Raw genomic sequence first — 13,463 nt, forward strand, 5'->3', positions numbered from 1 at the left:
ATTAGCGCTCCAGCGTGTTTTTATCATCAGAGGGCTGAACCGCTGCCAGCTTGTGTTCTAACTCGGCCACGCGTTTGGCCAGCGCATCCATCCCCGGAACCTCATCAGGCTTAGTAATGTGGTTCTGCATGCCCCAGCCGCGATCTTCGCGGTACAGCGTGGCCCAAATCCACAGGAACGGCCAGATGGCATGGAGCGTAAACAGGCTGATCCAGCCAGCCGTATGAATAGCATCGGCATGGGGATGATTACGCTTTTTAGCCATATTATAGGGGATGTCATGGATGGCGATGATTCCGTAAAAAAGAACCAGAAATACAAAAATCAACACGCCCAGCGCGAAATAGTTGAGAAACATAGTCTCCTCACTTAAACAACGTCAACTCATTACATTAATAAAACAGCACGCAGCCTAATTAATTTATTTTTAAATTTAAAAGGCACGCTGATTATTTCAGAGCCGGGGAGTATCGGTTTTTATAATATCTCCTCGCAAGTTTATAAGCGTGTCAAAATATATCCTGAATAATAATATACTCAACCTTACATTATGAGCGTAATTCAGGTTTCAACTTTCCGCCATACTACATATGTAAACTGTTTTATTAGCTTTCCGTGTTACTCGAGGCCGTCCTGACGCCGATCGCAGTCGGAGAAATCGGCATAAAAATATTTTGTGAAACCAGTCACAATCCAGAAACAAACCCGCAAAAACAAAACGTGACATCAATCACATAAAGAGGTGGTTTTTGCTCTATTTTTCGCCATCGTATTTTTTTTACTCGCCTATTTTGTGACTCATGTCACTTCATTCAACACCGCACCCCCTACATTTACGTGACATGCATCACACAAAATTCCGCTGTCTGGACAGTTGAACGATTCAGTGCCAGATTTCACAGCATCAGAACAGGGTCCGGCTACCTCTGCCGCCTCATTAACAATAAACCTCGGGCCGCAAGCCTAAGCGTAAACAGAAGAAGGGGTGTTTTATGTCATCCGATTTCAAGATCAAAGTTCAAAGCTTTGGTCGTTTCCTCAGCAACATGGTGATGCCAAATATCGGCGCGTTTATCGCGTGGGGTATTATCACCGCATTGTTCATTCCGACAGGGTGGTTGCCTAACGAAACGCTGGCGAAACTTGTTGGCCCAATGATTACCTATCTCCTGCCGCTGCTCATCGGTTATACCGGTGGTCGTCTGGTGGGCGGTGACCGTGGTGGCGTCGTGGGTGCCATCACAACCATGGGCGTGATCGTCGGTGCGGATATGCCGATGTTCCTCGGTGCGATGATTGCCGGTCCTCTGGGCGGCTGGGCGATTAAGAAATTCGACGTCTGGGTTGATGGCAAGATCAAGTCCGGCTTCGAAATGCTGGTGAACAACTTCTCTGCGGGCATCATCGGGATGATCCTCGCGATTCTGGCGTTCCTGGGCATTGGTCCGGCTGTTGAAGTGCTGTCCAAACTGCTGGCGGCGGGCGTTAACTTCATGGTGGCGCACGACATGCTGCCGCTGGCGTCTATCTTCGTTGAACCGGCGAAAATCCTGTTCCTGAACAACGCCATTAACCACGGTATCTTCTCGCCGCTGGGTATTCAGCAGTCTCACGATCTCGGCAAGTCCATCTTCTTCCTGATTGAAGCGAACCCGGGTCCGGGTATGGGCGTTCTGCTGGCGTACATGTTCTTTGGTCGCGGCAGCGCGAAGCAGTCTGCTGGCGGCGCGGCTATCATCCACTTCCTGGGCGGTATCCACGAAATTTACTTCCCGTACGTGCTGATGAACCCACGTCTGATCCTGGCCGTTATCCTCGGCGGTATGACTGGTGTGTTCACCCTGAGCGTGCTGGGCGGCGGTCTGGTCTCCCCTGCTTCTCCAGGCTCTATCCTGGCGGTGCTGGCGATGACGCCGAAAGGCGCGTACTTCGCGAACATCGCGGCGATCTGTGCGGCGATGGCGGTCTCCTTCGTGGTCTCTTCTATCCTGCTGAAAACCAGCAAGGTGAAAGAAGACGACGATATCGAAGCGGCAACCCGTCGTATGCACGACATGAAAGCCGAATCCAAAGGCGCGACCCCACTGGCGGCTGGCGATGTTTCTAACGACCTGAGCCACGTGCGTAAAATCATCGTTGCCTGCGACGCCGGTATGGGTTCCAGCGCAATGGGTGCCGGCGTGCTGCGTAAGAAAGTGCAGGATGCGGGTTTGACCAATATCTCCGTGACCAACAGCGCGATTAACAACCTGCCGCCGGACGTTGACCTGGTCATCACGCACCGCGATCTGACCGAGCGCGCTATGCGTCAGGTACCGCAGGCACAGCACATCTCGCTGACCAACTTCCTGGACAGCGGCCTGTACACCAGCCTGACCGAACGTCTGGTTGCCGCGCAGCGCCACGAAGACAACGAAGTGAAGGTGCGCACCAGCCTGCAGGACAGCTTTGACGAGAGCAACGCTCACCTGTTTAAGCTGGGCGCGGAGAACATCTTCCTCGGCCGTACCGCGAGCACCAAAGAAGAGGCGATTCGCTTTGCCGGTGAACAGCTGGTGAAGGGCGGCTACGTTCAGCCAGAATACGTTGACGCGATGCTGGAACGTGAAAAACTGACGCCAACCTACCTGGGTGAATCCATCGCGGTTCCGCACGGTACGGTTGAAGCGAAAGACCGCGTGCTGAAAACCGGCGTGGTGTTCTGTCAGTATCCTGACGGCGTGCGCTTCGGTGAAGAAGAGGACGACATCGCCCGTCTGGTGATTGGTATCGCCGCTCGCAACAACGAGCATATTCAGGTGATTACCAGCCTGACCAACGCGCTGGATGATGAGTCCGTCATCGAGCGTCTGGCACAAACTGAAAGCGTTGAAGAAGTTCTGGCCCTGCTCAACAAATAGCAGCGCCTCTTCCCTCTCCCCTTCGGGGAGAGGGCTAGGGTGAGGGGCAAACGTTCCTCACCCCAGCCCTCTCGGGTAAAAACATTGATGAAGGTTAACACTATGAAAGCATTACATTTTGGCGCAGGTAATATCGGTCGTGGCTTTATCGGTAAACTGCTGGCAGACGCGGGCATTACCCTGACATTCGCCGATGTGAATCAGGTGGTTCTGGATGCCCTGAATGCCCGTCATAGCTATCAGGTTCATGTGGTGGGTGAAAACGAACAGGTTGAAACCGTCTCTGGCGTCAACGCGGTCAGCAGTATCGGCGACGACGTGATTGACCTGATCGCCAGCGTTGATCTGGTGACCACCGCCGTGGGTCCGGTAGTGCTTGAACGTATTGCTCCTGCGGTCGCGAAAGGCCTGACGAAGCGTAAAGCACAGGGCATTGAAACACCGCTGAACATCATCGCCTGTGAAAACATGGTGCGCGGCACCACGCAGCTGAAAGGCCACGTTATGGCGGCCGTGGCTGAGGAAGATAAAGCCTGGGTTGAAGCGCACGTCGGGTTTGTGGATTCCGCTGTAGACCGTATCGTTCCGCCGTCCGAATCCGCCACCAACGATCCGCTGGAAGTCACTGTTGAAACCTTCAGCGAGTGGATCGTCGATAAAACTCAGTTCAAGGGCGCGCTGCCGACCATTCCGGGAATGGAACTTACTGATAACCTGATGGCATTTGTCGAACGCAAACTCTTCACGCTGAACACCGGGCATGCTATAACCGCGTACCTCGGAAAATTGGCCGGTCATCAGACCATTCGCGACGCGATCCTCGATGAGCAGATCCGCGCGGTGGTGAAAGGGGCAATGGAAGAGAGCGGCGCGGTGCTGATCAAACGCTACGGTTTTGATGCTGATAAACACGCAGCATATATCCAGAAAATCCTCGGTCGTTTTGAAAACCCGTATCTGAAAGATGACGTTGAGCGCGTGGGCCGTCAGCCGCTGCGTAAGCTGAGCGCGGGCGACCGCCTGATTAAGCCGCTGCTGGGCACGCTGGAATACGATCTGCCGCACGCCAACCTGGTGAAAGGAATTGCTGCCGCGATGCACTACCGCAGCGAGCAGGACCCGCAGGCGATTGAGCTGGCTCAGTTGATTGATGACAAAGGCGCGCAGGCTGCGCTGGCGCAGATTTCCGGTCTGGACGCCAGCAGCGACGTGGTTGCGGAGGCGGTTAACGCATACAACGCAACCAAATGATGCAAAATCCGGCGCAGGTGAGCCTGCGCCCGAATAACAGATTGTCAGATATGCAGGCAATAATGGAACAAACCCAGGCCTTTGAAAATCGTGTGCTTGAGCGTCTGAATGCTGGCAAAACCGTACGAAGTTTCCTGATTGCCGCCGTCGAGCTGTTAACCGAGGCGGTGAATATCCTGGTGCTTCAGGTGTTTCGCAAAGACGACTACGCGGTAAAGTACGCTGTAGAACCGTTACTGGACGGAGACGGACCGCTGGGCGATCTGTCGGTGCGTCTGAAGCTGATTTATGGTCTTGGCGTGCTCAACCGCCAGGAGTATGAAGACGCTGAACTGTTAATGGCGCTGCGCGAAGAGCTCAATCATGACGGTAGTGAGTACACTTTTACCGATGATGAGATCCTGGGGCCGTTCGGCGAGTTGCACTGCGTCACCGCCCTGCCTCCTGCTCCCCATTTTGATAACAGCGACCCTGAACTGTACGCGATGCAAAAGCTGCGCTATCAACAGGTTGTCCGTTCCACGATGGTCCTCTCCCTGACTGAGCTGATTTCTAAAATCAGCTTAAAAAAAGCGTTTCAGAAGTAAGCCCGTTCACATTGGTGTATCCTTCCCTGTAATTCCCCCGATTTAGAGTCAATTGTCATGAAAGAAGTCGAAAAGAACGAAATTAAACGCCTGAGCGACCGTCTGGATCTGATCCGTCACCAGATGGCTGGCCTGTCTCTGGTTGATTCCGCCGAGAAATATGCCGAGCTGGAAAAAGAGTCCGTGAAGCTGGAAGCGGAAATCGAGCGCCTGCGCGAAGTCAAAGGCCAGAAGCTGAGCAAAGAAGCGCAGAAGCTGATGAACATGCCGCACCGCCGCGCGATCACCAAAAAAGAGCAGGCCGACATGGGCAAGCTGAAGAAAAGCGTTCGTGGTCTGGTGGTGGTTCACCCGATGACCGAGCTTGGCCGCGAAATGGGCCTGAAAGAGATGACGGGTTTTTGTAAGACCTCATTCTGATTTCATGCCGGGTGGCGCTGCGCTTACCCGGCCTACTCTTTTCCCCTTCGCGTGAATTGGTCCAACCAATAACGCAATCAATCCTCCCCCGGTTCACAATTCTATTATCTGCGCTCACAAAACCATTGCCACTCCATAACATCTGGTTAACCATTCATTGTCATTAACCCTACAACACAATATTGGCAGGACCACTTTTACACAGTTTGTGACGCAGAGTTGAGCGGAGACTCACCCGCAGCACAGGCTGTCTGGTCCCCAGGAGACCTGCATGAGCCTCTGGCAACAAAACTACGACCCGGCCGGCAATATCTGGCTGTCGAGCCTGATCGCATCGCTACCGATCCTGTTCTTCTTCTTTGCGCTGATTAAGCTCAAGCTGAAGGGCTACCTTGCCGCGACGTATACCGTTGCCATCGCCCTGCTGGTGGCGCTGTTCTTCTACAAGATGCCGGTCGATCGCGCGCTGGCCTCCGTTGTCTACGGTTTCTTCTACGGCCTGTGGCCGATTGCGTGGATCATCATCGCCGCGGTCTTTGTCTATAAAATCTCGGTAAAGACCGGGCAGTTCGACATCATTCGTTCGTCGATTCTCTCCATCACCCCGGACCAGCGTCTGCAGATGCTGATTGTCGGCTTCTCCTTCGGGGCGTTCCTTGAAGGCGCGGCAGGATTCGGCGCACCGGTGGCGATCACCGCCGCGCTGCTGGTCGGGTTGGGCTTTAATCCGCTCTACGCCGCTGGCCTGTGCCTGATTGTGAACACCGCACCGGTGGCGTTTGGCGCGATGGGGATTCCGATTCTTGTCGCGGGCCAGGTGACCGGGCTGGACAGCTTTGAGATCGGCCAGATGGTTGGCCGCCAGCTGCCGTTCCTGACCATTATCGTGCTGTTCTGGATCATGGCGATTATGGACGGCTGGCGCGGCGTGAAGGAGACCTGGCCTGCGGTGATGGTGGCAGGCGGTTCGTTCGCGATTGCCCAGTATCTCAGCTCAAACTTCCTCGGCCCGGAACTGCCGGACATTATCTCTTCCCTGGTGTCGCTGGTCTGCCTGACGCTGTTCCTGAAACGCTGGCAGCCGGTGCGCATCTTCCGCTTTGCCGACATGGGCGCGTCGCACGTGGATCAGACCCTCGCCCGCACGGGCTATACCGCAGGACAGATCGTCCGCGCCTGGTCGCCGTTCCTGTTCCTGACCGCAACGGTCACTCTGTGGAGCATACCGCCGTTTAAGGCCCTGTTCGCCCCGGGCGGCGCGCTGTACGACATGGTGATTAACGTCTCCGTACCGTTCCTCGACAAGATGGTTGCCCGTATGCCGCCGGTCGTGCACGACGCCACCCCGTATGCGGCAGTATTTAAGTTTGACTGGTTCTCCGCCACCGGTACGGCCATCCTGTTTGCCGCTATTCTTTCCGTGGTGTGGCTGCGCATGAAGCCTGCCGCCGCGGTACAGACTTTTGCGGCAACGATTAAAGAGCTGATGCTGCCGATCTACTCCATCGGCATGGTGCTGGCGTTCGCGTTTATCTCGAACTACTCCGGCCTGTCGTCGACGCTGGCGTTAGCGCTGGCGCACACCGGGCATGCATTCACCTTCTTCTCGCCGTTCCTCGGCTGGCTGGGGGTGTTCCTGACCGGTTCCGATACCTCGTCTAACGCTCTGTTTGCCGCCCTGCAGGCGACGGCTGCGCAGCAGATTGGCGTGTCGGACGTGCTGCTGGTCGCCGCGAACACCACCGGCGGCGTGACCGGCAAAATGATCTCCCCGCAGTCCATCGCCATTGCCTGTGCGGCGGTGGGACTGGTGGGCAAAGAGTCGGACCTGTTCCGCTTTACCGTGAAACACAGCCTGATATTCACCTGCATGGTGGGCGTGATCACCACCCTGCAGGCCTATGTCTTAACCTGGATGATCCCATGATAGTGATGCCCAGACGCCTGTCCGACGAGATTGCCTCTCGCGTGCGGGCGCTGATTGAAGAACAACAGCTGGAAGCGGGCATGAAATTGCCCGCCGAGCGCCAGCTTGCCGCCCGGCTTGGCGTATCGCGTAACTCATTGCGCGAGGCGCTGGCGACGCTGGTCAGCGAAGGCGTACTGGTGAGCCGTCGCGGCGGCGGCACCTTTGTGCGCTGGCAGCATGATGACTGGTCCGAGCAAAACATCGTTCAGCCGCTGAAGACGTTGTTGGAAAACGACCCGGACTACAGCTTCGACATTCTTGAAGCGCGTCACGCCATCGAAACCAGTACCGCATGGCACGCAGCGATGCGGGCAACCGAAGCCGACAAAGAGAAGCTCAAAGCCTGCTTCGAAGCCACGCTGAGCAGCGACCTGGACATCGCCTCCCAGGCGGACGTGCGTTTCCATCTGGCAATCGCCGAGGCGTCGCACAACGTGGTGCTGCTCCAGACCATGCGCGGATTCTTCGACCTGCTGCAATCCTCCGTGAAGCAGAGCCGCCAGCGCATGTATCTGGTCCCGCCGGTCTTTGCCCAGCTGACCGAACAGCACGAGGCGGTGCTCAACGCCATTCTGGCCGGCGATGCCGAAGCCGCGCGCAAGGCGATGATGGCGCATCTCGGCTTCGTGCACACCACCATTAAACGATTTGATGAAGACCAGGCCCGACAGGCGCGTATTACCCGTCTGCCTGGCGACAGTGATATTTCCAGGGAGAACAAAGCATGATTATTTCAGCAGCCAGTGACTACCGCGCCGCGGCGCAGCGCATTTTGCCGCCGTTCCTGTTCCACTACATCGACGGTGGGGCGTATGCCGAATACACCCTGCGCCGCAACGTGGAGGATCTGTCAGAAGTGGCCCTGCGCCAGCGCGTGCTGAAGAATATGTCTGACCTGAGCCTTGAGACGAAACTGTTTAACGAAACGCTCTCCATGCCCGTCGCGCTCGCGCCCGTCGGCTTATGCGGGATGTACGCCCGCCGGGGCGAAGTGCAGGCCGCCGCCGCGGCAGATGCTAAAGGCATTCCGTTTACCCTCTCTACCGTCTCGGTCTGTCCGATTGAAGAGGTCGCCCCGGCCATCAAGCGGCCGATGTGGTTCCAGCTGTACGTCCTGCGCGATCGCGGCTTTATGCGTAACGCCCTGGAGCGCGCTAAAGCGGCGGGCTGCTCCACGCTGGTCTTTACAGTCGATATGCCCACGCCCGGCGCGCGCTACCGCGATGCGCACTCCGGCATGAGCGGCCCGAATGCCGCCCTGCGCCGCTACTGGCAGGCGGTAACGCATCCACAGTGGGCGTGGGATGTGGGTCTGAACGGCCGTCCGCACGATCTGGGGAATATCTCGGCCTATCTCGGTAAACCGACCGGACTGGAGGACTATATCGGCTGGCTGGCGAACAACTTCGATCCGTCGATCTCGTGGAAAGACCTGGAGTGGATCCGCGAATTCTGGGATGGCCCGATGGTGATCAAAGGGATCCTCGACCCGGAAGATGCCCGCGACGCGGTGCGTTTTGGCGCCGATGGGATCGTGGTCTCTAACCACGGCGGACGCCAGCTCGACGGCGTGCTCTCTTCCGCCCGCGCCCTGCCGGCCATTGCCGATGCGGTGAAAGGGGATATTGCGATCCTGGCCGACAGCGGCATTCGCAACGGGCTGGACGTGGTGCGCATGATTGCGCTGGGCGCAGACAGCGTGCTGCTGGGCCGCGCGTACCTGTACGCGCTGGCCACCAGCGGCCAGGCGGGCGTGGCAAACCTGCTGAACCTGATCGAGAAAGAGATGAAGGTGGCGATGACCCTGACCGGCGCGAAGTCGATCAGTGAAATCAGCAAGGATTCGCTGGTGCAGGAGTTGAGCAAACTACCGGCGGCGCTGGCTCCGCTGTCACGTGGCGACGCGGCCTGATCCTCTCCCGTTCCCCCACCTTTCCCATGCGTCCGATTTCCCCCTCGGGCGCTTTTTTTGTCGAAAATAACACCTGCGTAACATTCTGGATAAGAAAATTTGACACACCCCTCCCGTTCGCAATTGTATAGACAAGCAAATACAAGAACACAAAAACAACATCACATCGGAGGGGAGCGTATGACCTATTCAGGTAAGGTGGATATTCAGCAGGTGATCGACGAGAGTCCTTTTTCAGGGTTTCACTGGCTTCTTATCGTGCTGGGCTTTCTGGTTCTGGCGATCGATGGTTTTGATACGGCAGCGATGGGCTACATCGCGCCTACGCTGTCGGCGGAGTGGGGAATACATAAACAGGATTTGGGGCCGGTGCTGAGTGCGGCGCTGCTGGGGCTGTCGCTGGGAGCCCTTATTGCAGGTCCGGTATCGGACCGGATGGGACGCAAGCGCGTGCTGGTCTTCTCGTGCCTGTTCTTCGGCCTGGCGAGCCTGGGGACGGCCTGGGCGCAAAGCCTCAACACCCTGACGCTATGGCGCTTTCTGACGGGTCTCGGGCTCGGCGCCGCCATGCCTAACGCCATCACGCTGATCTCAGAGTTCGCCCCCCAGCGCTGCCGCGCCATGGCGATTAATACCATGTACTGCGGCTTCCCTCTGGGCGCAGCGGGCGGCGGGGCGATCTCTTCCTGGCTTATCCCTCACCACGGCTGGCGAAGCGTGCTGCTGACCGGCGCGATTGCACCGCTGATTTTAACCGTGCTGCTGGCGCTGCTGCTGCCGGAATCGGTGAAGTTTCTGGTGCAGCGCGGGAAAGACGTCGCGCAGGTTCGCCGCATTGCCAGCCGGTTCAGCCGCAGCACGCTGGAGAGCGTTACGGGCTTTTTCCTGGCGGAAGAGAAAGCCGCGTCTAAAAAAGGAAGCGTGGGGCAGCTGTTTTCCATGCCCTGGCTACCCGGCACCCTGATGCTGTGGGTGACTTATTTTATGGGGCTGGTGATTTACTACGTCCTGCTTAGCTGGATGCCGACGCTGATGCAGGGGATGGGTTATGCCCTGGCGGAATCCGCCTGGCTCACCTCGCTGTTTACCTTCGGCGGCACCGCAGGCATTCTGCTCGCGGGCTGGATGATGGACCGCTGGGAAGCGCACAAGGTGGTCGCAGGTGGTTTTGTGCTGACGATGGGCCTGATTCTTTTGCTTGGCCTTGAGCATAACCATATCGCCCTGTTTGGCGGGCTGATTTTCCTGATGGGGATCGCGATGAACGGCGCGCAGTCGGGCATGCAAACCCTCGCGGCCACCTTTTACCCTACCGAGTGCCGCGCGACGGGCATCGCCTGGATGCAGGGGATCGGCCGCTTTGGCGGCGTGGCGGGCACCATGACCAGCGCCCAGCTTCTTTCCATGCAGTGGCAGGCAGACAGTATTTTAATGATCCTCAGCGTGCCCGCTCTGGTGGCCGCTGCGGCAACCGTCTACAAAATGCTGTACAGCCGCTCGCAGGAACCCGGCGTCGCGTAGTTCCTCTCTTTTCTGCTATTCTGCCCCCGCAATTAAGGGGGCAGCATGCTTAACATCGTTTTATTCGAACCAGAAATTCCGCCGAACACCGGCAATATCATCCGCCTGTGCGCCAACACCGGTTTTCGTCTGCACATCATTGAGCCGATGGGCTTTACGTGGGACGACAAACGCCTGCGCCGCGCGGGGCTGGATTACCATGAATTTACCGCCGTGGTTCGCCATCACGATTACGCCGCGTTTCTGGAAGCAGAGAAGCCGCAGCGCATGTTCGCCCTGACCACCAAAGGTACGCCAGCGCACAGCGCCGTAAGCTATCAGGACGGGGATTATCTGATGTTTGGTCCGGAAACCCGCGGCCTGCCGGCCACCATTCTGGATGCCCTGCCCGCTGAGCAGAAAATCCGGATTCCGATGATGCCGGACAGCCGCAGCATGAACCTGTCGAACGCGGTGTCGGTGGTGGTGTATGAAGCGTGGCGCCAGCTGGGTTACCCGGGCGCCATTCTCAGAAGTTAAATGCCGTCACCATACTCGAAGGTATGGTGAATGCCGTTGAAGTGCTGATCCATATCCATCGACGGCTTATCGCTGTCTGGCTTACCAACGATGCGCGCCGGTACGCCAGCGGCGGTGGTGTGCGGCGGCACGGGCTGGAGCACAACCGACCCCGCGCCAATCTTCGCGCCGCGCCCGACTTCGATATTGCCGAGGATTTTAGCCCCCGCGCCAATCATCACCCCTTCACGAATTTTCGGGTGGCGATCGCCGCTGGTTTTCCCGGTACCGCCCAGGGTAACGGATTGCAGGATCGAGACGTCGTCTTCAATCACCGCCGTTTCCCCGACAACGATCCCGGTGGCGTGGTCGAGCATGATCCCGCGGCCAATCTTTGCCGCCGGGTGAATATCAACCTGAAACGTCACGGAAACCTGGTTTTGCAGGAAGATCGCCAGCGCGCGGCGGCCTTCATTCCACAGCCAGTGTCCAATGCGGTACGCCTGCAGAGCGTGGAAGCCTTTCAGGTAGAGAAGTGGCGTAGAATATTTATCCACCGCCGGGTCACGCGTGCGCACGGCCTGGATATCACAGGCGGCAGAGGCGATCATTTCCGGGTCGGCGGCGTAGGCCTCTTCCACTACCTCACGAATGGCGATAGCAGGCATGATGGAAGAAGCCAGCTTGTTGGCGAGCATATAGCTCAGCGCGCTGCCGAGATTTTCGTGCTTGAGTAGCGTCGCGTGATAGAAACTGGCCAGCATAGGCTCACAGTCGGCCAGCGCCCGGGCTTCGGCTTTAATGTTATTCCAGACGATATCCAGTTCTTCACACGGCATTGCTTACTCCAGACGATAGTTAATGACCAGCCAGTTCTGCGCTGGCTGGGTCATTCAGGTGACGATACTTCCCGGCTAATTGCTGCTGCGCTCGTCCTTGCGCGCACGACCTAATAAGGTCAATGCTGCCTCGCGCGCATTTTTTCCGCAATACAATACCTGATAAATTTCCTCGGTTATTGGCATTTCGACACCAAACCGGTGCGCCAATTCGCGGACTTCTTTGGTATTGCGGTAGCCTTCCACCACCTGTCCAATCTTCTCCTGCGCGCTTTTTACATCGCTGCCCTGTCCGAGCATCATGCCAAAGCGGCGGTTACGAGACTGGTTATCGGTACAGGTCAGCACCAGATCCCCCAGACCCGCCATCCCCATAAAGGTGGCCGGATCGGCACCCAGCGCTTCGCCCAGACGGGACATCTCGGTTAAGCCGCGGGTAATCAACGCCGTACGCGCGTTGGCGCCAAAGCCAATACCGTCAGACATCCCGGCCCCGATGGCAATCACGTTCTTCACCGCGCCGCCCAGCTGCACGCCGATAAAATCGGGGTTGCTGTAGACGCGGAAGCTCTTGCCGCAGTGCAGCAGTTGCTGGAGATCGTCGGAGAAGGCCTGATCGGTGGATGCCAGCGAGATCGCCGTCGGCAGGCCCGCAGCCAGCTCTTTGGCAAAGGTCGGCCCGGAGATGACCGCCAGCGGGATCTCTTCCCCCAGCGCTTCGCGGGCAACGTCCTGCAGCAGACGTCCGGTTTCCGCTTCCAGCCCTTTGGTCGCCCAGACGATACGCGCATCCGGGCGCATCAGCGGCTTGATCTGATTCAGCACGTCGCCAAAGACATGGCTTGGCACCACAATCAAAATGTTGCGGCTGGCCGCCAGCGCGGTTGCAAGATCGCTTTCCAGGTGCAGGGTGTCAGGGAACGGAACGTCCGGGAGAAACGCCACATTGCAACGGTCGCGCTGCAGCGTGGCGATATGTTTTGGATCGTGGCCCCACAGGACCACGTCGTGACCATTTCTTGCCAGCGTGATGGCAAGAGCGGTGCCGTATGAGCCGGCACCGATCACAGTCATTGACGCATTAACAGTGCTCATCAGGCATCCTGATGTTGTTCGGCACCTTCGCCAGCCTGCTGCTGCAGATAGTTCATGAACAGCGCATCAAAGTTCACTGGCGCAAGGTTCAGTTGCGGGAATGTACCGCGAGAAACCAGGCTGGTGATGCATTCACGGGCATACGGGAACAGGATGTTCGGGCAGTATGCACCCAGGCAATGCGCCATCTGGTTGCCTTCGATGCCGCCGATGGAGAAGATACCGCCCTGCTGTACTTCGCACAGGAATGCAGTTTCTTCGCCCAGAGAGGCGGTCACGGTCACACGCAGTACGACTTCATACACGTCATCCGCCAGCTGGGTGGATGCGGTATCCAGATCAAGTTTAACCTCTGGCTGCCAGTCTTTCTGGAAAACGTGCGGCGCATTTGGCGCTTCGAAAGAGACATCCTTGGTGTAGATACGCTGGATCTGGAAAGTCATTTCGGTGTTGTTTTGTTCTGACATGGAA

The 13,463-nt window shown here is 57.4% G+C and carries 13 protein-coding genes; 9 read left to right on the forward strand and 4 right to left on the reverse strand.

Annotated features, from left to right (window positions below):
• Window position 1: 1 nt before the first annotated feature.
• Entirely contained in the window at window positions 2-358 is a 357-nt protein-coding gene (locus tag ACMWL8_RS16515) for a DUF3302 domain-containing protein (protein WP_028015048.1), read from the reverse strand.
• A 634-nt stretch (window positions 359-992) separates the two neighbouring features.
• On the opposite strand from ACMWL8_RS16515, the gene ACMWL8_RS16520 reads away from it, so the two are divergent.
• The 9 genes from ACMWL8_RS16520 to trmL all read left to right on the forward strand — a co-directional run bounded on the left by ACMWL8_RS16520 (window position 993) and on the right by trmL (window position 11,079).
• Window positions 993-2,900, forward strand: a complete 1,908-nt coding sequence (locus ACMWL8_RS16520) for a PTS mannitol transporter subunit IICBA (protein WP_028015047.1) — start codon at window positions 993-995, stop codon at window positions 2,898-2,900.
• Window positions 2,901-3,002: 102 nt separating this feature from the next.
• On the forward strand, window positions 3,003-4,151 hold the full coding sequence (gene mtlD / locus ACMWL8_RS16525) for a mannitol-1-phosphate 5-dehydrogenase (RefSeq protein WP_052682960.1): 1,149 nt from the start codon (window positions 3,003-3,005) through the stop codon (window positions 4,149-4,151).
• The gene (mtlR, locus tag ACMWL8_RS16530) at window positions 4,148-4,738 is read left to right on the forward strand and encodes a mannitol operon repressor MtlR (RefSeq protein WP_045260046.1); all 591 of its coding nucleotides are present in this window, start codon (window positions 4,148-4,150) and stop codon (window positions 4,736-4,738) included. The genes mtlD and mtlR overlap by 4 nt, the downstream gene beginning before the upstream one ends.
• Window positions 4,739-4,795: 57 nt before the next feature.
• Window positions 4,796-5,158, forward strand: a complete 363-nt coding sequence (locus ACMWL8_RS16535; RefSeq protein ID WP_045260047.1) for a YibL family ribosome-associated protein — start codon at window positions 4,796-4,798, stop codon at window positions 5,156-5,158.
• Window positions 5,159-5,429: 271 nt separating this feature from the next.
• Entirely contained in the window at window positions 5,430-7,085 is a 1,656-nt protein-coding gene (gene lldP, locus ACMWL8_RS16540; protein ID WP_045260048.1) for an L-lactate permease, read from the forward strand.
• A complete protein-coding gene (lldR, locus tag ACMWL8_RS16545) occupies window positions 7,082-7,855 on the forward strand; it encodes a transcriptional regulator LldR (protein ID WP_414751606.1) in 774 nt (257 codons plus the stop codon). Before lldP ends, lldR begins: the two co-directional genes overlap by 4 nt.
• Complete coding sequence (gene lldD / locus ACMWL8_RS16550) at window positions 7,852-9,039, forward strand: quinone-dependent L-lactate dehydrogenase (RefSeq protein ID WP_045260050.1); 1,188 nt, start codon at window positions 7,852-7,854, stop codon at window positions 9,037-9,039. Before lldR ends, lldD begins: the two co-directional genes overlap by 4 nt.
• A 180-nt stretch (window positions 9,040-9,219) precedes the next feature.
• On the forward strand, window positions 9,220-10,560 hold the full coding sequence (locus ACMWL8_RS16555; protein ID WP_028015040.1) for an MFS transporter: 1,341 nt from the start codon (window positions 9,220-9,222) through the stop codon (window positions 10,558-10,560).
• 45 nt (window positions 10,561-10,605) lie between these two features.
• Window positions 10,606-11,079 (forward strand): tRNA (uridine(34)/cytosine(34)/5-carboxymethylaminomethyluridine(34)-2'-O)-methyltransferase TrmL, encoded by a 474-nt coding sequence (gene trmL / locus ACMWL8_RS16560; RefSeq protein ID WP_006808633.1) that lies wholly within the window; start codon window positions 10,606-10,608, stop codon window positions 11,077-11,079.
• Here the strand turns inward: trmL and cysE are convergent.
• From cysE to secB, 3 genes are all read right to left on the reverse strand, one after another.
• Window positions 11,076-11,897: a serine O-acetyltransferase gene (cysE, locus tag ACMWL8_RS16565; RefSeq protein WP_008502718.1), complete on the reverse strand. Its 822-nt coding sequence runs from the start codon at window positions 11,895-11,897 to the stop codon at window positions 11,076-11,078. The genes trmL and cysE overlap by 4 nt on opposite strands.
• Before the next feature lie 75 nt (window positions 11,898-11,972).
• Window positions 11,973-12,992, reverse strand: a complete 1,020-nt coding sequence (gene gpsA, locus ACMWL8_RS16570) for an NAD(P)H-dependent glycerol-3-phosphate dehydrogenase (RefSeq protein WP_028015038.1) — start codon at window positions 12,990-12,992, stop codon at window positions 11,973-11,975.
• Window positions 12,992-13,459, reverse strand: coding sequence for a protein-export chaperone SecB (gene secB, locus ACMWL8_RS16575; protein WP_003860835.1), 468 nt, complete (start codon window positions 13,457-13,459; stop codon window positions 12,992-12,994). The genes gpsA and secB overlap by 1 nt, the downstream gene beginning before the upstream one ends.
• Between the last annotated feature and the right edge of the window lie 4 nt (window positions 13,460-13,463).

The organism is Enterobacter sp. 04-C-12-SI-ECC (genome assembly GCF_047530715.1).
GTDB classification, from domain to species: Bacteria; Pseudomonadota; Gammaproteobacteria; order Enterobacterales; family Enterobacteriaceae; genus Enterobacter; species Enterobacter bugandensis.

Bases quoted from the DNA above. Each gene is read 5' to 3' on its own strand.
- trmL (WP_006808633.1), top strand. From the start codon at position 10,606: ATGCTTAACATCGTTTTATTCGAACCAGAAATTCCGCCGAACACCGGC.
- secB (WP_003860835.1), bottom strand. From the start codon at position 13,459: ATGTCAGAACAAAACAACACCGAAATGACTTTCCAGATCCAGCGTATC.
- ACMWL8_RS16520 (WP_028015047.1), top strand. From the start codon at position 993: ATGTCATCCGATTTCAAGATCAAAGTTCAAAGCTTTGGTCGTTTCCTC.
- cysE (WP_008502718.1), bottom strand. From the start codon at position 11,897: ATGCCGTGTGAAGAACTGGATATCGTCTGGAATAACATTAAAGCCGAA.
- mtlR (WP_045260046.1), top strand. From the start codon at position 4,148: ATGATGCAAAATCCGGCGCAGGTGAGCCTGCGCCCGAATAACAGATTG.
- lldP (WP_045260048.1), top strand. From the start codon at position 5,430: ATGAGCCTCTGGCAACAAAACTACGACCCGGCCGGCAATATCTGGCTG.
- ACMWL8_RS16515 (WP_028015048.1), bottom strand. From the start codon at position 358: ATGTTTCTCAACTATTTCGCGCTGGGCGTGTTGATTTTTGTATTTCTG.
- ACMWL8_RS16555 (WP_028015040.1), top strand. From the start codon at position 9,220: ATGACCTATTCAGGTAAGGTGGATATTCAGCAGGTGATCGACGAGAGT.
- ACMWL8_RS16535 (WP_045260047.1), top strand. From the start codon at position 4,796: ATGAAAGAAGTCGAAAAGAACGAAATTAAACGCCTGAGCGACCGTCTG.
- mtlD (WP_052682960.1), top strand. From the start codon at position 3,003: ATGAAAGCATTACATTTTGGCGCAGGTAATATCGGTCGTGGCTTTATC.
- gpsA (WP_028015038.1), bottom strand. From the start codon at position 12,992: ATGAGCACTGTTAATGCGTCAATGACTGTGATCGGTGCCGGCTCATAC.
- lldD (WP_045260050.1), top strand. From the start codon at position 7,852: ATGATTATTTCAGCAGCCAGTGACTACCGCGCCGCGGCGCAGCGCATT.
- lldR (WP_414751606.1), top strand. From the start codon at position 7,082: ATGATAGTGATGCCCAGACGCCTGTCCGACGAGATTGCCTCTCGCGTG.